24 protein-coding genes and 2 pseudogenes are annotated in these 23,024 nt (G+C 51.6%); 16 read left to right on the forward strand and 10 right to left on the reverse strand.

The window, feature by feature from the left end:
* Positions 1–66: 66 nt before the first annotated feature.
* The 5 genes and pseudogenes from AFK62_RS08065 (at position 67) to AFK62_RS08085 (ending at position 4,657) form a co-directional block, all read left to right on the forward strand.
* Positions 67–885 carry a helix-turn-helix transcriptional regulator gene (locus AFK62_RS08065; protein WP_032984313.1) on the forward strand — a complete coding sequence of 273 codons (819 nt, stop codon included), beginning with the start codon at positions 67–69 and terminating at the stop codon, positions 883–885.
* Between the two features lie 477 nt (positions 886–1,362).
* Entirely contained in the window at positions 1,363–1,596 is a 234-nt protein-coding gene (locus AFK62_RS08075) for a hypothetical protein (protein WP_226991889.1), read from the forward strand.
* Positions 1,597–1,833: 237 nt separating this feature from the next.
* Positions 1,834–2,461, forward strand: a pseudogene (locus AFK62_RS21030) (IS3 family transposase); the annotation flags it as partial.
* Between the two features lie 154 nt (positions 2,462–2,615).
* Positions 2,616–3,992, forward strand: a complete 1,377-nt coding sequence (locus AFK62_RS08080; protein WP_235509468.1) for a multidrug effflux MFS transporter — start codon at positions 2,616–2,618, stop codon at positions 3,990–3,992.
* A gap of 92 nt (positions 3,993–4,084) precedes the next feature.
* Positions 4,085–4,657, forward strand: coding sequence for a TetR/AcrR family transcriptional regulator (locus AFK62_RS08085; protein ID WP_007670795.1), 573 nt, complete (start codon positions 4,085–4,087; stop codon positions 4,655–4,657).
* 173 nt (positions 4,658–4,830) lie between these two features.
* Here the strand turns inward: AFK62_RS08085 and AFK62_RS08090 are convergent, their stop codons facing one another.
* Both AFK62_RS08090 and AFK62_RS08095 read right to left on the reverse strand, forming a co-directional pair.
* Positions 4,831–6,924: a TonB-dependent receptor gene (locus AFK62_RS08090; RefSeq protein WP_053531838.1), complete on the reverse strand. Its 2,094-nt coding sequence runs from the start codon at positions 6,922–6,924 to the stop codon at positions 4,831–4,833.
* A 199-nt stretch (positions 6,925–7,123) separates the two neighbouring features.
* The gene (locus tag AFK62_RS08095) at positions 7,124–7,594 is read right to left on the reverse strand and encodes a hypothetical protein (protein WP_321029371.1); all 471 of its coding nucleotides are present in this window, start codon (positions 7,592–7,594) and stop codon (positions 7,124–7,126) included.
* A 733-nt stretch (positions 7,595–8,327) separates the two neighbouring features.
* Between AFK62_RS08095 and AFK62_RS22805 the strand changes: the two genes are divergently transcribed.
* Positions 8,328–9,818 carry a methyl-accepting chemotaxis protein gene (locus tag AFK62_RS22805; protein ID WP_275450215.1) on the forward strand — a complete coding sequence of 497 codons (1,491 nt, stop codon included), beginning with the start codon at positions 8,328–8,330 and terminating at the stop codon, positions 9,816–9,818.
* Positions 9,819–9,969: 151 nt separating this feature from the next.
* Here the strand turns inward: AFK62_RS22805 and AFK62_RS08105 are convergent.
* Positions 9,970–11,508 (reverse strand): annotated as a pseudogene (locus tag AFK62_RS08105) (methyl-accepting chemotaxis protein).
* A 298-nt stretch (positions 11,509–11,806) separates the two neighbouring features.
* Entirely contained in the window at positions 11,807–12,703 is an 897-nt protein-coding gene (locus AFK62_RS08110; RefSeq protein WP_007670810.1) for a LysR family transcriptional regulator, read from the reverse strand.
* A gap of 101 nt (positions 12,704–12,804) precedes the next feature.
* Between AFK62_RS08110 and AFK62_RS08115 the strand changes: the two genes are divergently transcribed.
* Together AFK62_RS08115 and tolA are read left to right on the forward strand one after the other, a co-directional pair.
* Positions 12,805–13,647, forward strand: a complete 843-nt coding sequence (locus tag AFK62_RS08115) for an SDR family oxidoreductase (protein ID WP_007670812.1) — start codon at positions 12,805–12,807, stop codon at positions 13,645–13,647.
* A gap of 225 nt (positions 13,648–13,872) precedes the next feature.
* Positions 13,873–14,280: a cell envelope integrity protein TolA gene (gene tolA / locus AFK62_RS08120; RefSeq protein WP_007670814.1), complete on the forward strand. Its 408-nt coding sequence runs from the start codon at positions 13,873–13,875 to the stop codon at positions 14,278–14,280.
* A gap of 97 nt (positions 14,281–14,377) precedes the next feature.
* Here the strand turns inward: tolA and AFK62_RS08125 are convergent, their stop codons facing one another.
* Positions 14,378–14,827 (reverse strand): hypothetical protein, encoded by a 450-nt coding sequence (locus AFK62_RS08125; RefSeq protein ID WP_032984316.1) that lies wholly within the window; start codon positions 14,825–14,827, stop codon positions 14,378–14,380.
* Between the two features lie 27 nt (positions 14,828–14,854).
* On the opposite strand from AFK62_RS08125, the gene AFK62_RS08130 reads away from it, so the two are divergent.
* On the forward strand, positions 14,855–15,097 hold the full coding sequence (locus AFK62_RS08130) for a hypothetical protein (protein ID WP_129232760.1): 243 nt from the start codon (positions 14,855–14,857) through the stop codon (positions 15,095–15,097).
* 82 nt (positions 15,098–15,179) lie between these two features.
* A complete protein-coding gene (locus tag AFK62_RS08135) occupies positions 15,180–15,629 on the forward strand; it encodes a hypothetical protein (protein WP_007670835.1) in 450 nt (149 codons plus the stop codon).
* 174 nt (positions 15,630–15,803) lie between these two features.
* On the opposite strand, the gene AFK62_RS22810 is transcribed toward AFK62_RS08135, so the two are convergent.
* Entirely contained in the window at positions 15,804–15,977 is a 174-nt protein-coding gene (locus AFK62_RS22810) for a YnfU family zinc-binding protein (protein WP_007670837.1), read from the reverse strand.
* Between the two features lie 258 nt (positions 15,978–16,235).
* Between AFK62_RS22810 and AFK62_RS08140 the strand changes: the two genes are divergently transcribed.
* On the forward strand, positions 16,236–16,715 hold the full coding sequence (locus tag AFK62_RS08140; RefSeq protein ID WP_007670840.1) for a hypothetical protein: 480 nt from the start codon (positions 16,236–16,238) through the stop codon (positions 16,713–16,715).
* A 60-nt stretch (positions 16,716–16,775) separates the two neighbouring features.
* Here the strand turns inward: AFK62_RS08140 and AFK62_RS08145 are convergent, their stop codons facing one another.
* Positions 16,776–17,429, reverse strand: coding sequence for an epoxyqueuosine reductase QueH (locus tag AFK62_RS08145; protein WP_032984331.1), 654 nt, complete (start codon positions 17,427–17,429; stop codon positions 16,776–16,778).
* A 508-nt stretch (positions 17,430–17,937) separates the two neighbouring features.
* Here AFK62_RS08145 and cspE point away from each other — a divergent pair.
* Together cspE and ymcF are read left to right on the forward strand one after the other, a co-directional pair.
* Positions 17,938–18,150: a transcription antiterminator/RNA stability regulator CspE gene (gene cspE, locus AFK62_RS08150; RefSeq protein ID WP_007670849.1), complete on the forward strand. Its 213-nt coding sequence runs from the start codon at positions 17,938–17,940 to the stop codon at positions 18,148–18,150.
* Between the two features lie 7 nt (positions 18,151–18,157).
* A complete protein-coding gene (gene ymcF, locus AFK62_RS21055) occupies positions 18,158–18,358 on the forward strand; it encodes a cold shock small protein YmcF (protein WP_071884303.1) in 201 nt (66 codons plus the stop codon).
* 160 nt (positions 18,359–18,518) lie between these two features.
* Here the strand turns inward: ymcF and AFK62_RS08155 are convergent, their stop codons facing one another.
* The gene (locus AFK62_RS08155) at positions 18,519–18,755 is read right to left on the reverse strand and encodes a hypothetical protein (RefSeq protein ID WP_004385763.1); all 237 of its coding nucleotides are present in this window, start codon (positions 18,753–18,755) and stop codon (positions 18,519–18,521) included.
* 145 nt (positions 18,756–18,900) lie between these two features.
* On the opposite strand from AFK62_RS08155, the gene AFK62_RS22565 reads away from it, so the two are divergent.
* From AFK62_RS22565 to AFK62_RS22570, 3 genes are all read left to right on the forward strand, one after another.
* Entirely contained in the window at positions 18,901–19,071 is a 171-nt protein-coding gene (locus tag AFK62_RS22565; protein WP_007670857.1) for a hypothetical protein, read from the forward strand.
* A 240-nt stretch (positions 19,072–19,311) separates the two neighbouring features.
* Positions 19,312–20,280 carry a chemotaxis protein gene (locus tag AFK62_RS08160; protein WP_007670863.1) on the forward strand — a complete coding sequence of 323 codons (969 nt, stop codon included), beginning with the start codon at positions 19,312–19,314 and terminating at the stop codon, positions 20,278–20,280.
* A 122-nt stretch (positions 20,281–20,402) separates the two neighbouring features.
* Positions 20,403–20,576: a hypothetical protein gene (locus tag AFK62_RS22570; protein WP_007670864.1), complete on the forward strand. Its 174-nt coding sequence runs from the start codon at positions 20,403–20,405 to the stop codon at positions 20,574–20,576.
* 40 nt (positions 20,577–20,616) lie between these two features.
* On the opposite strand, the gene AFK62_RS08165 is transcribed toward AFK62_RS22570, so the two are convergent.
* A complete protein-coding gene (locus AFK62_RS08165) occupies positions 20,617–21,813 on the reverse strand; it encodes a DUF4303 domain-containing protein (protein WP_007670865.1) in 1,197 nt (398 codons plus the stop codon).
* A 119-nt stretch (positions 21,814–21,932) separates the two neighbouring features.
* Positions 21,933–22,871 (reverse strand): VirK/YbjX family protein, encoded by a 939-nt coding sequence (locus tag AFK62_RS08170; protein WP_032984318.1) that lies wholly within the window; start codon positions 22,869–22,871, stop codon positions 21,933–21,935.
* Between the last annotated feature and the right edge of the window lie 153 nt (positions 22,872–23,024).

Raw genomic sequence — 23,024 nt, forward strand, 5'->3', positions numbered from 1 at the left:
TTTATAGTTAATAATCAGTTAGAAAGCTTAATTTATATCACTTAAAAAGCGAGAAATTGATTATCGATGCTCGAATTATCCATAGCGTTTCCGGTTCGTGTACAAAATGGTGGATTGTTTATTTCTCGCGGGATAGGGAGCCATCCCGTACGTACGCTGACTTCATGGGAAATCATTTTTGTGGAACGCGGAGAGCTGCAAATCCGCGAAGACGATCACCTGTTTATCATACAGGCGGGCGAGAGCTTGCTGCTACGCCCCGGGCATCGGCATATGGGCGAGGGCGCTTTTCCAGCCGATCTCAAATTCTACTGGCTGCATTTTGATTGGCTACAAGGCGTGGCCGAAGAGGGGTTGCATGCAGCGCTGCTGAGCATCCCACAATACACGCGGGTGAGCGATCCGCAATATGTCATTTCCCTGTTTCGCCAGTTTCTCAGCGAGCAGGAAAATATTCGCCGCACTATTTCGCTGGAGTGTATTTTACTGCTGCTCTTGCAACAGATTAACGCCCCCGACTCGCAGGAAAGCGGCAATGACAGCCCCGGAATAGCGCTGGCGTGGAAGGCTAACCAGATCATTCGTACCCAGTTCCATTTGCAGATCACCACTTCTTCGTTGGCAAAGGAGTTGCACTGCAACGCGGATTATCTTGGCCGCGTTTACCGCCGTGTTTTTCGCCAGACGCTGACGGAGGCCATTCATCGCCAGCGCATACTGATGGCAGAAAAGTTGCTAATCAATAATTCGTTGTCGCTCACCGAAGTTGCTAACCAGTGTGGATTTAACGACACCAGTTACTTTCGGCAGATCTTTCGTAAACTCACCGGGCTGACGCCAACAGGCTGGAAACGGCTTTATTGCCGTGAGCACGTCAATTCATAACCCAGAGCAGAAAATATAACGCCTTGGCTTGCTAACCCAGGTTCCTTCCCGGGCGTAAGAAAGCTCCATTTATGGTATGGAGAGGATGAAATTTACAGATATACTGTTCGCTTTGAGCGAAGAGCGGACATCATTGTTCGGGCACGAACCCTGTTATGATAAAGCATTGATGGAAAAGCATTGAACTGATAGAAACCGGCGACTGTAATAAAAGGAAGGTATGATGTTTACCTCAGATTTCATTAATGAAGGGCGTGGAGAGTTTATAGTGGTAGCTAACCACAGCCTGGCATCCCCGGAATCTATACAACTCAGTATTGCGTACAACATTGCCAGAATTACCTACGGGCTATCGCAGCTTCCATCGCACATTCAAACTTGCCGGGTCGTCTATGACATTAGAGGCCAGTCAATCCCTGACCTTGTCCTGGCTCAGGTCAGACAAGCGTTTGAGCAGGTAGCCATTGTGGAGTTTAAATGCTGATGGGACTTCAGTTAATTCTAAAAGCAGATCGTAAGAAGATAGAAAAAACTTTAGGGGCACTGGTGTTAGAATGTGAAATATTCTCGGTCTCTGAAGGCCTTTTCGGTATTTCAATCCCGGAGCGAATTCTCTCATCCGTGGGTGAAGATGTTGTTCTACACAAACTTAAAAAATTTAAGCGTTTTGACCTTTGGCAGGGGGCCTGGCAAGAACCCAAGCGATGGTGATCTTGTGAGTTTCAGCTTTAAGCGAGGAGCGGACTGCATAAATGCTACGGCTGTTTTTTCGTAAGAGAAAAACTGCGATTGCCGTCAAAATGCTTATCCAGGTCATCGTGCCATCACCTGCTAACAAAAGTTACGCTGAGTTATTCGATTATCACTGCGAATAATAAAAGACGGTGAATCGCCACAGATTTAACAGGTACCTCAGAGTCATTTAAGATGTCTTAAAGAGAGGTAATTATAAGCGGTAAGCGTTATCCCGCAGAGTTTAACATTGAAACAGTCAAACAAGTTGTTGAGCGCAGTCATTCTGTTTCCAGCGTTGCACTACGTCTCGATATCTCCACCCACAATCTTTACGCCTGGCTTCAACAGCCTTACTCACAATGTTACCAGCGGGATCGGAGACTCACAGGACAGATAAAACAGTTCTGGCTGGAGTCGGGATGCGTTTATGGGTATCGCAAGATCCCTCTCAATCTGCGAGTCAGCGGGCAACAGTGCGAAGTGGACAGCGTGTTGCGGCTGATGAAGCGTGCCGGGATAACGGCTCAGGTCGGGCACCGACGCCCACGAGCGGGTAAAGGGGAAGCGAGTATCGCGACACCCGACAGGATCCAGCGGCAGTGCAATCCGAAAGCACCGGATGAACGTTGGGTAACGGATATAACTTACATCCGAACCCACGAAGGCTGGCTGTATCTGGCCGTCATTGTTGATCTGTACTCGCGCAAAGTTACCGGCTGGTCAATGCAACCCCGTATGACAAAAGTTATAGCCCTGATTCGCGTCTGATGACCCTGTGCCGGCGTAACCCTCAAAAACAGGCGCTGGTTATTCTGAGCAAGGTAGTCAGTACACAATGCATCGTTTTTTATAGCCTGTGGAACAGCCTGGCGAGTTCTTTCAATACCAAAAACGCCTTCTTCTGTTCCTGAAATCCCGCTTTATGCTCTAAAACATCCCTGACAATGGACAAAAAAATTACCGGCTCTTTACCTACCTACCGGTAGGTAGGTAAGATGGCGCACGTTGTGTCAGTCACGTCTCAGTTATCACTTTTCAGGGGCAGCTTTCCTGATGACCCACAAAAGAGATACACGATTTTTTTGAACGCCTTTAACGCCGGTTCTGCCGGCCACTTTGCAGGGAACGATATGAACAAATACCGGTTTTCGCGCAACGGCAGTCTCAGTCTGTCGCTCATTTTGCTTCTGGCGCTGCTTACTGCTCTGGATGCGATGGCAATAGATATGTATCTGCCGGGCATGCCTGATATTGCCGCTGAGTTTGGTGTTCCAGCAGGCCGGATCCAGCAGACGCTGTCCATTTTTCTGGCCGGGCTGGCGATAGGTCAGGGGATATATGGGCCTCTGCTCGACCGTTATGGTCGACGTGTGCCGCTACTGGCGGGCGCGGTCATTTTTACTGCCGGTTCAGTTCTTGGCGCGGTTGCGCCTTCGGTTGAATGGCTTTTATTTGCTCGCTTTGTGCAGGCGATTGGCGCAGCGGCAGGGCTTGTCGCCCCGCGAGCTATCGTGGCCGATATTTGCACGCTGACAGAGTCAGCCCGCATCTTTTCGCTACTTATGCAGGTGATGATGATTGCGCCCATACTGGCCCCCGTTCTTGGCGGTTATCTTCTGGGCCATGGGGGATGGCGGTTTATATTCTGGATGCTGGCGGCTTTTGGCGCCGCAGGATTTGTATGGGGTTGTCGCACCATTACCGATACGCTGCCGGCGCATAAGCGCGCCAGGCTTAACCCTGGGGCCATAATGCGCGCTTATAGTCTCCAGTTACGTAATACCGTATTCATGGCCTATACGGTTTCAGGTGGGTTTATCCTCAGTTCATTGTTCGTCTATATCAGTAGTTCTGCGTTTATCTTTACCCGGCACTTTAACGTTTCGCCTGCGCAGTTTAGTTATATTTTTGCCGCCAATTCTGTAGGGCTGGTGATGGGCGGAATGCTCAGTAACAGACTCGCCAGTAAAGGCCTCTCGTCGTCAAAAATTCTGACCGCAGGATTAATTATCCATACGCTCGCAGCCCTGGGATTGTTTGTTATCGCAAGGTCTGAAATCGGGGGAATGGTAGCCTATGGTGGCGTGCTCGCTATTATTATCGGCTCGCTTGGGCTGGTATTTGGTAATGTCACCGCCCTTACCATGAACAATGCCGGGCCACAGGCGGGTACAGCCTCGGCATTAATGGGGATGTTGCAGTACTTTATTGCAGCCGTTGTTGGTTATATTGCGACGTTTTTTGTTCAAAGCCCGGCCTTAATGCCTGCCGTTATCACCCTGTGCGGCGCGCTGGCAGTGCTTTTTCAGCGACTGGCAACCCGCGTCTCGCTGAAACCAGGTACACTGCAGGAGCGCAACAAAACCCTATAAGATAATGGTCAGTGATGTGGTCAGTCTTCAGAGCAGGGTCAAGGGGGAAGACTGGCCATTTCTGAACGCAATCATAAGATAAGGATGATGATTTGACAGCTTTACGGTTACAGGAAGCCGCACTGGCAAGATTTGCATTACAGGGATTTGATGCCACGACGATGAGTGAAATCGCCAATGACGTGGGTATAAAAAAACCGTCCATCTATGCCCATTTTCGTAATAAAGATGAGCTTTTCCTGAGCCTTATTCCTCTCGTCATCGAAAAAGAGTTAGACCATGCGCGTCATGCCCTTCGGGGCGGCGCTGATATCAAATTACAGATGAAGCTGTATTTAAAAGGCATACAGGAACGCTATGAACAATCGCATAGCGTAGGGTTTTGGTTACGGAACCTGTTCATGCCCCCAACCCATTTGTATGACGCCGTGATGGCTCCGTTGCATGCTTTTATGGACGAGCTGGAGAATATCATCAGACTGGCAATTGAGCAGTCGCCGCTTAGCGCAGATTCAACGTCACTGGACGTGGAGACGCTCACGCTTACGTTCATGAGCATGATAGACAGTCTGCAAAGTGAGCTGCTTTATGGGGGGCCTGAAAAATACCGGCGTCGGCTGGATGCGGTGTGGGCCGTTTTTGAAGCAGCCACCCGTGGCTCATAATAACCAGAACCGATCTTTTTTCGTTTCACAGGGTTATCCAGAACTGATCTGTACATAAAATGAACGAAAGGTGGGTTGAGCCGGAAACGGTGCTGGCAGAAGAGCGCACACCGTTTCCGGGCCATCGCTAACGCTCCCGCAAGTTCGCTATGTGGCTTGCGGGGACGTCGCTATCAGAACGTGTAATTAAGCGACATCCAATAGTTGCGGCCAGGCGTGACATAGCCGGTGGTTGAGGCCAGCGTCTGGAAGTAATCTCCGGCATAAATGCTGCTGCGGCCTGACTGATAGCGCTTCACTGCCGAGAAGTCTTTATCGAAAAGGTTGTTAATCGTGCCGTTGAGGGTCAGTTGCGGCGTAATGCGGTATGCCGCACCCATATTAACCACCGTCCATGCTTTCAGGTAAGCGCCGCGATCGTCATACACCTCTTTTTCAATAGCACTGAGGTTGTTGACGTTGCTGGTATAACGCGGCGTTTTGCCGTGATATTCCGCCGCCACCCATGATGTTAACGCATCATTCATCTCCCAGGACAACCTGGCGTTGGCCATATGACGCGCAGTATTGGTCAGCGGTGCGCCCGGATTATCCCCGCCGCGCTGCTGGCTGTCGGTATAGGTGTAATTCAGGTTCATTGTCAGTTCCGGGGTCATCACCGGGAAGGAGGTCGCGAACTCAATGCCCTGGTTAATCGCCTTGCCGACATTACGGTAAGAATAGGTGGAATCGTCGAGGGTTTCGCTATCAATGGCGTTGCGGAAATTGCTGATAAAGCCAGTGATATTGGCTTTTACATTGTTGGCATTCTCGTAATAGAGTCCGGTTTCGTAGTTAACGCTGGTTTCCGGTTTCAGATTCGGATTACCAATGGTGGTAACCAGACCATTACCGGCCACGCCGCTGACGCCGTTGTGTAACTGGCTCAGCGACGGGGTTTTATAACCGGTGCTGACGCCGCCTTTGACTGTCCAGTCGTCGAGCATATTCCAGACCAGATAGGCGCGCGGGCTAACGTGGCCGCCAAAACTGTCGTGTTTCTCATAACGCGCGCCCCATGTCAGTGAGAGCGAATCGAGAAGCTGCCAGTCATCCTCGGTAAACAATGCCCACGAGTGCTGGTGGAATGTCTCGCCGCTGTTGGCAAGCACGATGCCATCTTTCAGGCTCGCATCCCAGTATTCCCCACCAACGGTTACCAGATGATCGGCCCCGACCGGCGCCACCAGGCTGGTGTTGAAAAGGGTATTGGTGTTTTTTAACTGACGATCCTGGCCGCTCATGTTACTGTGGACACCCGACAGCGTCCGGGGTGTCAGGACGCGGCCTTTGTTTTCCGTCGCCGTATACGAGAGGCTGGAACTCCAGCGGCCAATGCTGAGATCGCTGTCGTGGCCGACCACCACTTTATTACGCTGGTAGCGCAGCTGTTCACGATAGCCGCCGCCGCTGGTGCCCACCGGGCCAAGCTGGCCGTTGCGGTTATCGTACTGTTGCTGTGACGTTTCGCCGTCAATCCAGACGGTGTTTTTATCGCTGGTGTGGTAGTTCAGTCGACCACCGACCGTGTAATTATCGCTTTTGGTCGGGTAGGGGATACGCGTGTTGGTGCCGCTATCACTCAGGCTGGTGACGCTTGAGCCCTGGCGATGTTCCACGTTACCGCGCAGCGCCAGATCCAGCGTATTCGGGATCAACGTACCGCTGGTGTACATGCCGAAGGTTGAACTATCCCCCCATTTGCTGTGCTCTTGCACCGAATGCGAAAGGTTGATGCCGCCGTGCCAGCCGTCGGTATTTTTTTTGGTAATAATGTTGATGACGCCGCCCATCGCATCGGAGCCGTACAGCGTCGACATCGGCCCGCGGATCACTTCTATATGATCAATGGCTGACAGCGGCGGCATCATGGCCGTATTCAGGGTATCGAAACCATTTGGCGTGGTATCAGCGCTTGCATTCTGCCGCACGCCATCAATCAGGATAAGCGTATAGCTGGCTGGCATGCCGCGAATCGAAATATCCAGTCCGCCGGTTTTACCTGTTCCGCCGCGGACATCCACGCCTTCAATGCCGCTGAGCGCTTCGCCGAGATCGCTGTAGTTCTTTTGGGCGAGCTGTTGCTGGTTAATGACTGAAATCGATGCTGGCGCGTTGGTGAGTTTTTGTTCATATCCGCTGGCGGTGATCACCATGGTGTCATCCTGAGCGGCGGCAGGCATTGTCACAGCGATGAAAATCGCGGCGGCGAGTTTATTTTTTTTCATACCAGGTCCGTTGATTAAATAAGAAAAAACGCGTGGCTACAATAATCAACAGAACATAAACGGATGGTTAACGATAATGATAATGATTGCTATTACCACTGATTCTGGGCGCTGAATTACCATGAATGCGCATGAGGCTTAACTGTGACCTGCGTGGCGTAGAGAACGCCTCTGGCTCTCATCTTCTGTGCAAAAAAGCCTAACGGGCGTTTTCAGACGCCGTATGTGCCGAAAGCGCCAGATACCTTTTGAATACCGCACCACGTTTCACCCCTTTTGGATCTGACACAAAAGGGAGCCTTAAACGTGGGACATCCGACACCGTGACAGTCCAGCGAAAATCCCCCATAAATCTGAAGGTGATGCCTTCAGCCGTTACAGATAACATTTCAAAAGTTCCGGTGGAATAGTCATTACCCACCCGGACAATCTCTTTGATGCCTTCATCAAGGTCAATAAGAGCCAGGGTCAGTGATTCTTCGAATATGACGTCATCCGTCAAAAAAAGAACGTAACGCTCTTTATTAACCTGTACAGCCGCTTCCAGCACGTGCCCTGGTATAACAATACCTGTCATCTTTCCATTGAATATAACTTCAGAGCGAGCCTGTGATAAATCAGTCTCTTGCTGAACCTTTATTAAAGATACTGAATTAACCTGTTGCATCATGTACATGTTCCCTTGCGCTCTGGATTTGCCAGCTGTTAAAAAACGTTCAGCGTATTTTTAATTTTTCGTATTTCATACAGGGAAATTAACGTTAATTCTGGAGCCAGCGAGTGGCTTTGCGTTTTACCATTAACGCTGAAACGTTGCTTTGATTTCACACGTCCTACCCTGGCGCTGTCAAGAGGGCGCACCCATACCCATTATTACATTGTGGGTTTGCGGTGATTCTCCTGCAGCCTGTTATTAGGCCATCAAACCGGCACTGGTTTATATCCTTATAAAATACGAGGCTTATTTAAGACGCCTTGCGGATGCTCACCGCCAGCGAGAATCTATCATTAGCCCGGCCATCACAGTGAAGGCGGCGCTTTGCAGGGCTTTTATCGCGCCTTCAAGCTCATCGTAGTCGTCAGTGTTTAGTGCATTCAGTAATGAATTTCTCACAGGCGTGTGGGGCGCTTTACGTTGCGCCGCCAGTCACCAACAGCTTAATTTGTTGTTTTGGTGAATGTACCTAATTGAAAGCAGTAACAAAAATACGGCATGGGAAGATATATTTTCCGGTTGCAGTATTTTCCTGGGTTTTAGTTAAAGTCATAAATGTGTCTGCCGATAACTTATTTGTATTCCGGGCCCTGAGGCGCCCAGTTAAACCATGTGGAACGAGGTTGAAATGTTCAGGAACTTACCAATTAAGAAAAAATTCTATTTGGCGTTTGGCGCGGTTTTGGTTTTGTTGCTGTTACTCTGCGCAATGTTCTACAAAAATTTTTCCGGCATTGTAGATACCAATGCCTGGAATATTCATAGCTGGCGCGTCATCGATAAAAGCCGGGGCCTGACCCAAAGTCTGGTGAATATGGAAACCGGTCTGCGCGGCTATGCGATTAATGGTAAAGAAGAAATGCTGGCTCCGTGGAATTCCGGCAAAGAAGATTTTGGTAAACTTTTGCAGGAAACGAAAGCGTTAACTGCGGATAACGCTTCCCAGCAGACGCGCCTCAATAATTTACTTAAGCAGGAGCACGAGTGGCACGATAAGTTTGTGACTGAATTGCTTAATCATCGTCGCGCGCTTAATGCCGGAACAATGACGCAGGTTGAATTCAATGCCGCTTTCGAAGCCAACACCGGCAAGCTGCAAATGGATCAAATGCGTAAAACCATTGATGACATCGTCAATGCCGAGAAAAGCCTGCTTACCGAGCGCCAGAGTTCTGTCGATTCCGTTGAGACGCAGACCCGGCTCACCTTATTGATGGGGGCGCTGCTGGGGGTGTTCATCGCTTCCGCGTTAGGCTATGTCCTTGCCCGTTCCATCACTCATCCGCTTGAGGAAGCGGTAAAAGCGGCCCAGGCGATTGCCGCAGGCGATCTTTCTACCCATTTAGTGGCTCGTTCTAAAGATGAAACCGGCACGCTGATCGTCACCCTTACCGCCATGCAGGAACAGCTCAAAAAGGTGGTCTCTGATATTCAAACCGCGGCTTCCTCTATAGACAGCGCATCTAAAGAGGTCGCAATGGGCAATACGGATCTCTCTGCCCGAACGGAACAACAGGCCGCCTCGCTGGAGGAGACCTCAGCCAGCATGGAACAACTGACGGCGACCGTGAGGCAAAATGCTTCTAACGCATCAGATGCCAGCAGCCTCGCGTCTGACGCATCCGACATCGCGCAGCAGGGAGGCGAAGTGGTGGATAAAGTCGTCACCACCATGGCGGCGATTTTCGACAGCTCAAAAAGCGTGGTCGATATTATCGGGACAATTGAAAGCATCGCGTTCCAGACCAACATTCTGGCGCTCAACGCGGCGGTGGAAGCGGCGCGTGCGGGCGAGCAGGGCCGCGGCTTTGCGGTGGTGGCGAGCGAAGTGCGCGCACTTGCACAGCGAAGCGCGACAGCGGCAAAAGAGATAAAGTCGTTAATTGAAACGTCAAATGACCGGATATCGGAAGGCACCGATCTGGTAGCGCAGGCGGGCAAAACCATGACCGGAATCGTCACCGCGATAAGCAATGTCTCAGCAATTATGTCAGAAATCTACACGGCTTCTGGCGAGCAGGTGAATGGTATCGAGCATATCGGCATCGCTATCAACCAGATGGATGAAGTGACGCAGCAAAACGCCGCGCTGGTTCAACAAGCTGCCGCGGCTGCCGCGTCGCTTGAAGAGCAGGCCGCTCAGCTTAGCCGCTCCGCTGCGATTTTCAAGCTTGCCTGATAACGCAGCCATCGTAAAAACCCCGCAAAAGCGCAGTTATTTTATTAGCTGCGCACAATGGCGATTAACGCTGCGGGGAAATCACTGGACAACGCGCTAAGGGTAATAGCGCGTTGTATTTTTCTGAGGGCCGCCGAGCGCAATGACCCTCTCAGTTCACTTTGAAGATATCCACGGTTTGCTTTAGCAGGTGAGACTGGTCTTTTGCGACAGTGCGGCGGACGACGCTTGCTCCACCAGCGCGGCGTTTTGCTGTGTGACGGCATCCCTCTGCGTCACCGCGATGGTCATCTGTTCAATGCCGCGGCTCTGCTCACGCGTTGAGAGCGCCAGTTCAGACATCAACACCGATACCTGATTGATTGCGTTGATAATCGCCTTCATGCTTTCACCCGCGCGGGTGACTTTCTCACTGCCAGAAATAATGTGAGTGCCTGATTGTTCAATCAACTCTTTTATCTCTCGGGCGGCTGCAGAAGAACGCTGCGCAAGATTACGCACTTCGCTTGCAACAACGGCAAACCCGCGCCCCTGTTCACCTGCACGCGCCGCCTCTACGGCCGCATTCAGCGCCAGAATGTTGGTCTGAAAGGCAATCCCTTCAATGATGCCGGTAATCGAGTCGATGCGTCGGGCGCTTGATTCAATCTCCGTCATGGATTCGACTGCCTCTTCCATAATCTGATTCCCTTCCTGTGCCGATGCGCGCATTGAACTTGCCAGAATATCTGCATTATGCGTGTTCTCAGAGGTGAGCTTCACTGTGGAAGATAACTGCTCCATACTGGCCGCCGTTTCGCCAAGCGAGGCCGCCTGTTCTTCCGTTCGGGCAGAAAGATCGCTATTTCCGGCAGCAATCTCATCGGCCGCACAGGCGACGCTGCTGCTGGAATCGCGAACCTGCATAATGATTTCTCTGAGGGACTGACGCATTTGCTCAAGCGCACGGAGCATTTTGCCAATTTCATCTCCGGAATGAGAAATAATTGGTTCCAGTAAATCTCCTTCGGCCATTTTCTGGCAATGCGTGTGAGCAATAGCTAAAGGCGAAAGGATCCGACGGTGGATTAAAATAAAAGCAACGATAAGAATAAGAGTAAACGCCAAGGCAAACCCGATTAGCAGCGTAATGCTATATTTAAACTGATCGCGCGTGTCCAGATTACGCTTATGCGCATAATCTTCATGGAAGGCGAGGAGTTTCAGTAATTCATTCTCAAACTGATAATCCAGTGCAGGGACAGTATAACTGGCGAGCTGATTAAATTTCTCTGAGTCGTTATTCTTCGCTGCTTCCATCATTGGCCGCAGCCCCTTTTCAAGATAGTTTTGCCAGGTCTGCTGATAAGGAATGACGAGCGCTTCTTCACCGGGCGCGCGTGGCGTTGCAAGATACGCATCAAAGGTTTCTGTCGCGTGCTGCAAAAAATTCATTTGCGCCGGCAAGTGACGTTGCGGCCCGGGACGTGTTGCCTGAAGCGTGATTAATCATGGCTTCCATCAGGCGCACGCGGACCGTCCGGCTGTGGTTTATCGGGTCAACCACAGAAAGCACGACCCGAATTTCCTTATTCACATCATTCAGCGCCTGATTGCTGCGCATTAATGACCACAAATTAGAGGATGAACTGACAAGGAAAATAAGTATTAACGCCCCCAGCGTGACAAAAGAAAAGAGTCTTACGGTCATATTGATTCTTTTTAAACCTGTTTTCATATTTAACGATGTCTCTCCAGCATGATAAACAGACAAACCAGGGATTTTATCGGCGCAAGTGAATAAAGTGAAAAAGTAAATAAAAGCAAAGAAATGCATGTGCAACTTTTGTGTTGTTAATAAACAGGTGGATTTTGGAAAAATATTAACGAATTGATAGTGCAGGTATGAACACGGTGTGTCATGTCTTTATTTATGATGCACAAACACGCACAGAAAATGCTATGGGCTGGTGGACATGACATCGGTGCAACGCCGCAGGAGGCCTGCCTTAACGCGGCAGCGCTGCTTTGACCGTATCCACAAACAGCCGCAAGGCGACGGGCATATGGCGGTTTGGCGGAAAGTAGAGCGCGAGGCCTTGCGAGGCGATCGTCCAGTCTTCAAGCCGGGTGACCAGCTGTTGCGTCTCAAGCCAGGGCCGGGCGTAGATCTCCGGGACATAAGCGATGCCTAACCCGGCGACAGCCGCTTGTACCATTAATGCACTGCTGTTGAGCGTCAGGCTGCCTGGTACGTCTAACGCAAGTTGTTGTGCAGATTGTTGATACTCCCAGTGATAACGCTTACCGCCCGGCAGACGCTGGCGCAAACAGGTGTGCTGCATGAGATCTTCCGGGTGGCGAATCTCATGCCGTCCGGCTAAATAACCGGGTGACGCCACGGTCACAAAGCGCAGTGGCCCGCCAAGTGGAATGGCCACCATATCTTTAGGAACATCTTCTGTCAGCCGAATCCCTGCATCAAAACCTTGCGCGACGATATCAACCAGCGCTCCCTGCGCGACAAGGTCTATTTCGATTCCTGGCTTTTGCTGGATGAAGAGCGGCAATACCTTTTCCAGCAGGAGGCCGATCGCGGCATCGCTGGCGCTGATGCGCAGTATGCCGTAAGGCTGATGGCCGCTGGCCGAGACATCATTCAGCGCGTCATCCATCTCCGCCAGCAGCGGCGTCAGGCGCGCAATCAGCATTTCCCCCGCCTCGGTCAGAGCCACACTGCGTGTGGTGCGATGGAACAGCTGTACGCGCAGTCTCGCCTCCAGTCCCTTAATGGTATGGCTTAGCGAGGAACGTTTAAGGCCGAGCACGTCCGCCGCGCGTCGAAAACTGCGCTGTTCGGCAATGACTTTTACTGCCTCCAGCTCACTCCAGGAAGGTCGCTTCATTGTTGAATTTTTCCCACCACCGCATTCCAGTTTGTGGAGATTATGCCATCAATCATCGGGGCTATGATGATTTCCTGACCACAAGACAAAGAGGAAGCAAAATGAAAACCTGGCTAATTACTGGTGCTTCAGGCGGGCTTGGCCAATTGATGTGCGAAAAACTGCTGGCCCGTGGCGATCGTGTTTTTGCTGCGGTGCGCAACACTCAGGCGGCAGACGCGATGGCGGCTAAGTACGGCGAGCAATTGCAGGTGTTGCGCCTTGATCTCAGCGAACCGGCGACCATTCAACCTGTCGTCGAGGCGGCGTTCTCCCGGGCAGGGCGTATCGATGTTGTCGTCAGTAACGCGGCGTATGGCCTTTTTGGTGCCGCTGAAGAGCTGAGCGATACACAAATCGCACAACAGATAGCCACCAATCTTACCGGCTCGATTGCCCTAATCCGCGCGGCGATCCCCTTTCTGAGACAGCAGGGCGGCGGGCGTATTGTGCAGGTTTCTTCAGAAGGCGGGCAAATCGCTTATCCCTGTTTTAGTTTGTACCATGCGACGAAATGGGGCATTGAAGGCTTTGTCGAAGCGGTACGGCAGGAAGTCGCCGCGTTCGGTATCGATTTTTTGCTCATCGAGCCGGGGCCGACTGCCACGCAGTTTGGCGTGCGCCTGGATATAGCGCAAGCCTTACCGGCTTACGCGCATACCGCGGCGGGGGAGATGCGAGCAGCACTGATGTCCGGAAATTTTGAGATTAAAGGTGATGCCGACAAATGTGTGACGGCGATGATGGCTGCGGCCGATGCCGTCAACCCACCGCTACGTCTGGCGCTCGGCAGCACCGCCTATGACAATATAGAAGCGGCGTTAACACGGCGGCTGGAGGCGCTGCGGGCAATGAAAGCGGTGGCATACGGCGCCGATCGCGAAGATGTCAGGCCGATGGGATAACAGAGACATCGCGCACGCTGAAATAAGAACGCGGGGGCTGATATGCTTCTTTGCAAAACAAGGGGGCGCCTTAGCCCATTTATAATGCGCTCGCGGCAATAAGGTGCTTTCCTGATGCGATTAACATGACCCGGACAAGCGTGGGCAAATATAATCGCTATCCTGATACTTTCATTTTTCGTGAATACGTAGATGATGTAAGCCTGCTTATTTTCGGGAAACACTATGAAGATCGATTATTGGGGTATGAAGAAAAAAGGGACAGGGCTTCTTTTCGCTTCGCTTTTGTCAGGTGGTTGCGTTCAGCACCCGCCGGTCAATGCTGAGGTGGATAAACTTTTTGAAGATTACAAGATGAACAGCGCTTCAGAAACGCCTAAAGAGAGCTATGCGTTACAGCTTTATCACGCTATCAACGCGCATCTTGATGAAAAAAGGTTCCCTGGCAAACAGTGCAGCGTAAAGATAAAAATGGCCCCGGATGGGCTGTTGTTAGATGCACGTGTTACAGCAGGCGATCCGGATTTTTGCCATGAAGTTCTGAACGCAATGGCTAAAGCCAGACTGCCCAAGCCCCCTACGCCTGAGGCGTATCAGCAATTTAAAAATGCGACGCTTGATTTTAACGCGTGAAGTCTGCACATCACTTAATCAATAAGAATATAACGGCGCGCGTAACACTCTGCGTTACGCGCGTCATTGCAAGCTTTAACCGGCGACAGGCTGACATTTACCTGCTTAAGCGGGATAAGGATTTAACATCGGCGTCAGGGTTCGCCTGTTTTACCTCTATTAAAAATTGCGCAAAATTGTGATTAAAGAACGTAAGGTTAGGATAAAAATACACCTCTTTTTTTTGCCCGTAGAGGAGATAAACCACTACCACGCTACGTCGATTACTTATCTTGGTAAAACCCGGCTTAATCTCAATAATATCGCTGAAATCAATTGTTACGGTGCTGTTTCCTTTGATTTTATATAACACATTATCTTTATAAAAAAACTGATCCCTGCTCGTCTCCGAGCCAAATATCCAGGGGTTAAGCGAGATCTTCTTCCTTCCCTGGCTGTCCGTGATTATCCGTGTTGGATTGCGAGGCATGCTAAGCAGCCACTTATTTGCCATAAGAAGCAGAACGAACATCAAAAGTGCGAGTACAGCGGTGAGGAAACTGTCCATATTCATCCCTGGGCGTTGTGCCGCGTCATGATTAACGCAGTGTGGCTTAAAAAGTCTTACGTTTATGGTCTTACTGAAAGCCATGTGCGTCAAGGCCATAGTGGTTCGCGTGTTCAGGAAAACGCCGCCCAGATTATCGATGCGTTATATTCTGAGAGCACCTCAGATGTGGCTCATCGCAGGGATATTGCACAGAGTCTTGATGGCGGTGGGAAAATTGCCTGCGTATTGCTGGCCAGAAATTTCGCTTACGACAAAATAGCCTGCTAAAACAGGTGGGGCAGGGAATATTAGCTTGATTTTTTCAACTATCTATTAAAGATCGTCTGGTCTTATCCAGAGCCACAAAAAAATGAAAACGTTGATTTGTCTTTTTTGCGCCGCGCAGCTGTTGTGCAGCCCTGTTTATGCCGTGTTCCAGCAGCGTGAATTTAACGTCTGGTACGAAAAAGATGCGGTCTTATACGATATGACCCAAACCTCTGACGGCCGGCCAGTAATGATCAGTATTTCACAGCCGGGCCATAAGAACGCCAATTTGGTTATTTCTTATCTGAGCCCCGGCGCGTGTCCGGCTGAACCCGGCAGGCTCGCTATTAACAGCGACAACGTTTACTCACAGTATGTCTGTGTGCCACACGGCAATGAACGCATTGAGCACTTTCTGGTAACCAATGCCGATGCGGTGAATGATGTTATCAATAAACTTCAGTCGGATTTCACCGTGTTACTGCAGGGGGATATTAAAGTGTGGGCTGCGAATATTAAATCACCAAAATATGGGATGGCGCCCGCACTCTGATAGGGGATATCGACAAGGAAGGGCGGCTACGTCTGGAATAGCGGTGTAATGAATATCTGTCAGCGGAACGTATTTACACGCGCTTAGGGTGTTGCCGTCATGGACAGCCCCGTTTCACCGGCAAAGGAAAAGCACCTTTCACCGGTGCTTTTAACCGGGTTGAGGGATGACAGATTAATTTTGATTAACAGGAGTTGGCGCGGAGACGAATAAATGACTGCAGGAGGGGCAGATAAGCGTTTTTTTCTTGTTGACGCGGGCGGAGCTGTGCTCAGATTTTTCGTTGCATTTTGGGCAGGTAACGCGGCTTAAGTAACTGTCTTGCGATTTTCTTTTATGAATAGCCATAAGTATCTTCTTTGATGTGAGAAGGGGGCACCTTACACACTTCCAGGAGCAATAGCCCGCAATTTCTGTTTTTATTTGGCTATGGTGTATTTTTTATACAGGCTGAGTCTGAAAGCACTGACCGCGACTTGCCCTGCGAAGGCATGGTCACCGCAGGCACAACGACCTTTCTGGTAGCTTAATTCGGACGGGGCTTCCCGATAAACTTTATGCAGTACAAAAATAATGCAGCACATAAATAAAAGAGGGAATGCGGGGATGAACAGCGGCTACTTTATCTGGCTTAAAAATACCTTTCGCTGGGGTTACCGGCTCAGTATTAAGCAACTGTTCAGATTTATTTTTTATAGCGCGCTCGCGTACTGCCTGTTGACTGGCGTATTACTGGTTGCCTTCCAGATTATTGCCCGCACACCGCTTATCAACTATCTGACGGTAGATGATGTTATGACTACCGTGACATGGGGAGGTCGGACCATTCAGGCACTGGTCGGAATTCCGGTGGCGCTGAATGCCATCAAAACGTTTATCTGGCTCTTTACCACTGCGCCACACGGGCTGACGGCGATACCAGCTACTACACCGACACCACCCATCACCCCGGAACGAACCACGGATCGAATGATTCAGCCTTCACGTCATCGCACACTTCTCATCACGGTAGCGAAGGGGATAGCTGCCATTCCGACAGTGGTTCAGGCGGGGATTCTGACAGCGGTTGCAGCGATTAACGCGTAAGCCCGGTCTGACGCCGGGCCAGTAATAGCAATGGGGAATTTCTTAGCCATGCGGTGTTAATTAAGATTCATCGCCATAATAAAGCGTGCCTATTTTAATCAGTGGCCGCCCCTGCGATTTGCGGTGCAGGTTTGAATCACGCAGTGAATAGACGCAGCCGCAATATTCCTGCTGATAAAACCGCTCGCGCTTGCTGATTTCTATCATTCGCGCCGCACCGCCCTGTTTACGCCAGTTATAATCCCAGTAAACCATGCCTTCATAGGGCGCGGCTGCGCGGTGACCGCAGTCATTAATTTGCTGCATGTTTTTCCAGCGCGAAATACCCAGCGAACTGCTGATCACCTTAAAGCCATGCTCGTGTGCGTAAAGCGCCGTGCGTTCAAAGCGCATATCAAAACACATAGTGCAACGGACGCCGCGCTCCGGCTCCCATTCCATGCCTTTTGCGCGCTCAAACCAGTTATCGGTATCATAATCAGCATCTACAAAAGGAATACCGTGTTGCTCAGCAAAGCGGATATTTTCCTCCTTGCGCAGCAGATATTCCTTTTGTGGGTGGATATTCGGGTTGTAGAAAAAAATAGTGTAATCGATACCTGAGGCCTGTAGCGCCTCCATCACTTCCCCCGAGCAAGGCGCGCAGCAGGAGTGGAGCAGTAATTTCTCTTGCTGCAGGGGGAGCCTCAACATGGGCCTGGCATACGTGTTCATGGTTACCTCGTCCAGTATCGTCATCAGATAAACCTTAACAATATTTCCCTGTGAGCGCACGTCACAGGCCTGATTTTATGCCCGACAGGGTTAAAGCGGGTGGCGGTTTAAATAATGAAAACATGCATGTTAAAAAAGAGGCGGGCGACGCGAAAGAATATATTTTTAAAGCGTCACACGGCGTCTGTTATTACCGCTTCGCGTTTAAAATTTTATTTTACATGCATACTGGCATTAATTAAAAAATGGTCTAGCAGCTTATTTTATATATAGTTTTGTAAAAGGAGGAGTAATGCTTGCTTAAAAAACGGGGACGTGCGTTAATGGACTCCTCGGTTTGATAAGCAGAATCCGTGTGCAGTTGGAGGTATGAATCCTCCGCTTCAGTTGTGCTCATTTCCAGATGTTATCCTTTGATATCTCTTCTCTTGAGTTTCCTCTTAAGCACTGAATATTTCTGTCATTCAAACCATTTTTCGCCGTAAGGCTCAAGTATAAAGGTAATAGTATGGCTAACAGAATGAATGGTTCAGTGAAATGGTTTAACTCGGATAAAGGCTTTGGTTTTATCGCTCCGGCTGACGGTAGTAAAGATGTGTTCGTACACTTCTCTGCAATCCAGAGCGATAATTATCGCTCGCTGAGTGAAGGCCAGCAGGTAGAATTCTCGGTTGAAAATGGTGCCAAAGGCCCGTCAGCCGTGAACGTGGTGGCGCTTTAAAGACAACATGATAGTGGCAGGTTTGCATTTCAGGTGTCCTGCGTGTCATGGTTCGCAGTACCGTACTTCCCGTTTCGACGTGACCGATAAAAACCCGCATGGCGCAAAATGCATATTTTGCAAATCCGCCATGCTGGTGGGTAATGCGGCGGCGGAACGTTATGACAGTTATGCGATGAGACATTCAGAAACGAATACGCATCGTTAAAAAGACCCCCAATTCTGTAAAAAAAGCCCGCTTGCGGGCTTTTTCTTTTTGTTTTTCAGACCGTCAGCCCTTTTGAGGTTAATACCGCAGCGTAACCCGCACGAACGCGAAAAAGAAAAACGCGACGCCGGGGCGTCGCGCTCAATCGGTCACGAGACAATTAATGTTTGCGGGCTAACAGTTGCTCCACCACAGCGCGGGCAGCGGTAATTTTTTGCGCCCGTTCCGGGTCGCTGTTTACGCCCGCCTCAAGGCCTGCGAAGTGATGGCGCGCGTTATCAACCACACGCTCTTTCAGCACGGCGGGCACTTCTTCCAGTAATGACTGGAACAGAATTTCGTACGCCAGGATGCGCGTCTGAAGTTTTTCAATAATTTCGTCAATTGAGCCCGTCATTTGTACCTCTTCTGGTGAGTGCGTCGGTGCTACGTTTCACTTTAGCCGCTCGGCAGGACGTTGGCGAGGGGAAAGGCAGAAAAGCGCGGTCGCGCGCAGGCCAGGCTACACTTTTCCTGTCTCCCTTCAAAATGAGGAAAGAACAATGTCTGACAACCGCCACGCCGACAGACCGCTTGCGGATGATAATGAGCATCATGGATTGCCGGAAGACGCGCCGGATGTTCTCAACCCGTGGGAAGAGGATGACCTGCCGGAAAAAGGGGAAGAACACGGGCGGGAATCGCTGCGCGACGCATGGCGCAAGGCGCCGTAGACCCCATTTTATGCCACTTCCCTTAAGCCGCCTGCGGGCGGCATGTTTATTTTTTGCGCTTGCTCTCCTTTTTACTCCCTGCTCGCATTTTGTCTTCTATGACCCCCTCTATTTTTTCCAAAAGCTGCCGATAACGATTTAAAGCAAATTCAGGCGCCAGGCTTGCCTGAAACCAGGCACCAGCGCGTTTTCCCTTTCGCAGCATGAGCCACCACCCACAAGCGTACCTTTGAGGTCAATATGGATAACTTCCAGAAAGATATAGATGAGAGGGCGAATCTCGCTTTATCGAACAAATTCGAACTGCTTCTCTTCCGGCTGGGCTCTGCGAGTGAAGAGGAGAAACCTGAGCTGTACGGTATTAACGTGTTCAAACTGCGTGAAATTGTGCCGATGCCAACCATTACCAAGGCGGCAGGCATGCAGGCACCGCTGCTCGGTATGGCCAATATTCGTGGTCAGATAATCCCTGTGGTGGATCTGCCTGCCGTTACCGGCTGCAAGCCGAGCACCGGGCTGAACCTGCTGCTGGTAACTGAATACGCGCGTAGCACCCAGGCGTTTGCCGTGGAGTCGGTAGAAAACATCATTCGCCTCGACTGGAGCCAGGTCCACACGGCGGAATCGGGCGTGAGCTCTCGTAACATCACCAGCATCGCGCGTCTTGACAGCGACAACCAGAGCAACGAACTCGCGCTGGTACTGGACGTAGAACAGATCCTCTATGACATCATCCCGTCCGTACGTGACGGCCAGCCGAACACCGTAGTGCAGGAGCGTAGCTTTAAACTCAAGCCTGGCTCGGTTGCTATCGTCGCAGAAGACTCCAAAGTCGCTCGCTCAATGCTGGAGCATGGCCTTAAGAGCATGGGCATCCCGGCCATCATGCACACCACGGGCCTGGAAGCGTGGGAGAAAATCAAGCTGATGGCGAAAGAAGCTCAGGCAGAAGGGCAGTCGATTACCGATAAAATCGCGATGGTGCTGACCGACCTTGAGATGCCGGAAATGGACGGCTTTACCCTGACGCGTAATATCAAAATGGACGCCAACCTGAAGAAAATTCCGGTGGTGATTCACTCTTCGCTCTCCGGCAGCGCGAACGAAGATCACGTGCGTAAAGTCGGCGCGGATGGTTACGTAGCGAAGTTTGAAATCAACGAACTGTCGTCGATTATCCAGACGGTGCTCGACAAAGCGGCAAGCTGATCGCCAGGCTCCGGTGATCCCGGAGCCCGTGTTTTCAGACAGACGGTAAGCGTACTCGCCTGCGAAGGCTTTCTGGTCAGCTACACTTAATGTGTTAACTCTGATGGATACAGGAGGTCATCATGTTTTTTGGTTTCGGATATTTCGGTGAATCGCAAAAAGAGCAGGCTTTTCGCTTACAGGCGGAAGAGCAAGGGGGCGGCACGCCGGGCCCGGAAGGGGAAGTGACGCGCAAGCGTGACGACAGCGATGACGACGAAAAAGGGCCGTACCGCTCGGAAGATGACGCCAAATAAAAAAACCGCCGCCAGGCGGTTTTTTTATGCGTGTAAGGGGTCAGAGAAGCTTATCTTCTGCCTCGTCCAGCACCGCCTGCGCATGGGCGCGAATCAGCGCAACGGGTGAGGTCAACCCGGCGCGGGCAGCCGGAACCTCCTCTGGCGTGAGGCGGCAATAACCGCGCCCTGGCTGGAGCTCATGCGCCACAGCGGCTTCAAGCTGCGGGTGCTGTTCCAGCGCCGCTTCGAGTGGGCGGTAGTCAAGCGGCTGAAAACGCCCTTCGTCGCGAAAGCTGCGATACGGCGCCGTGAGTCCTGCGGCCGCAATATCGGGTGCCAGACCGGGCACCCGAGCGACGATGGCCGCCATATTGCCGAGCCGCGCCAGCGCGCAGGCCGCCCAGCAGCGGTCGCTGTTGTCCGCGTTATCGTCATCCATCAGCCCGCAGAGCGCGCTGATGGCCTCATCGGTGGCCTCGTTAATCTCGGCGATCAGTTTGCAGGCCTGCCAGCGCGGGCCAGGCGCCTCTGCGCGTACCACTGCCGCGAGCGGCGCAACGGCACGGAGCCCATGTGCTTTCAACAGCGTTTCATAGCCTTCATAAAGCGTGCCGCGCGTGACGCCGAGTGCCAGCGGCACCAGTTCGCACAGTTGTTCTTCCGGGGTGAGGGCGCCAATACGCCGCCGCTCTTGTTCATCCGCGTCATAGTGCGGGAAGTGGCGCAGCAGTTGCGCGCGGGTGAGGCTCAGCGGGATAAGTTCACCCGCTTCATCATCGGCAATGATGATAAAGCCTTTATCGACAAGGCCGTCGCGCACCAGTTGCTGACGGGCTTTTTTAGCGGCTTTTGGGAAAAGGCGCATAAATCGGGCGTATGTTTTTTCCCAGATGCTGAATTTCCCTTCACGTGAGCCAAACTCGCAGCAGTCCAGCGCCAGCCCTTCCAGCGCCTCGTCCGGCTCGACGTTATAGGGCAAATCTGCCGACGACCAGCGCAGGTCAGCCGCCAGCGCCTCAGTGGGCGTCGCATCGCCATTGTCCTGATAGCGCGCGACGCAGCGGGCAAGACTCTCTTCCGTGCCTACAGCAATACACGGCCAGTAAATAACCGTGCCGTCGCCATAAAACGCGTGAAACGTGGCGCCGTAGAGCTGTTCCTGCGGGTGCTGCTCGCGCACATCGCGCACGGCTGCGATCATCATGGCCACAGCAGCGTCTTCAAGCTTCTGCCAGTCAAAAGCGTGTCCGCTCATTATATGTCCTTGTAAAGGGCTGCAAAGAGAAGGGAGTGTAGCAGTGCATGGCAACAAGAATAAGCCACGAAAACGCAGGGGACAGGCCAAAAAAAAGCGGCCCTCAGGCCGCGTAGTATTTATTGCGCGTTCACGTCGCGCCACTGCTGCGCCAGTGAATCGAGAAGGTCATAGCGCTTGCGGTATTCCGAGCGTTTCTTACTGGCGACCTCTTCGAGCGGCTTACGTGCAGCCGTGAGCGGCAGCGCGAAATAACGACCGCGAGGCGTACCGCCGATCGATTCCCAGAACTCATCGTAGCTTGCGAAGAAATGCCGTCCTTTGCTGAAGCGATAACGCAGCCCGCGGAATACGTGGCCATTATTACTTACGGCCTCGAAATGCGTCATACCGAACTGATCCATCATCAGCCACAGCACTTCCATCAGCAGGCGTTTCGGAAACACGCCGTAGCAAGCTTTGGTGGCGTCACGGATGGCTTCATGCGGCACGCTGCGCCGCGGCCCCTGTAAGCCGCCAATGGCGATGCCATAGCCGCTGGCGTCGCGAACCACGCTGAACGTAAGGCTTGCGAGTAAGACATCGTCACAGCGAAGCCACAGCGTGCTTTCACCTTCGCGCTCGGCTTTATGGGCGGACGAGGCGCTGATAACCACCTGCTTATCTTTAGCCGCAAGCGTAAAGAGTGGTTGCGGGCTGGTAGCGCTAAGCGCATCAGCAAGGCGTGGCGAGGCCTGCTCATTCATAAACTGGTAGTGGTTAATAATGGCGCTGGCGCGTTCGCCTGCGCTTAACCCCAGGCGCAGGTAGTGACGATGGATCTTACCCGGCAGCGTTTTCTGTACGCTCAACAGCTGTTCAAAGCGTGGGTTGATCGCCAGCGAATCCATAAAACGCAGCGTGGCAGGCAGGTAAATGCAGCTGCGCAGTGCGAATTTCAGACGATAGCTTTTTTTCTGCCATAACCCGCCGGGCATCAGCGTGCCGGTGGTCAAAGCTTTAATAAGATCCATGCCGCTGCGCGACGTTTCGGCAGCGTGAGAGGTAATGACCGACATAAGAAAAACCTGAAAAAGCGCGAATCGCCGAAGTATATCGACCAGGCGTAACCGCTTTCTAAACGGCACCTCAATGCAATGCATTCAGGCAAATTCCAGGGGGGATCACAAAGAGAAAAAATACCCCGCCGATGCGCAGGAGGACATAAGGGC

The sequence above is a fragment of the Cronobacter condimenti 1330 genome (assembly GCF_001277255.1).
Lineage (GTDB): Bacteria > Pseudomonadota > Gammaproteobacteria > Enterobacterales > Enterobacteriaceae > Cronobacter > Cronobacter condimenti.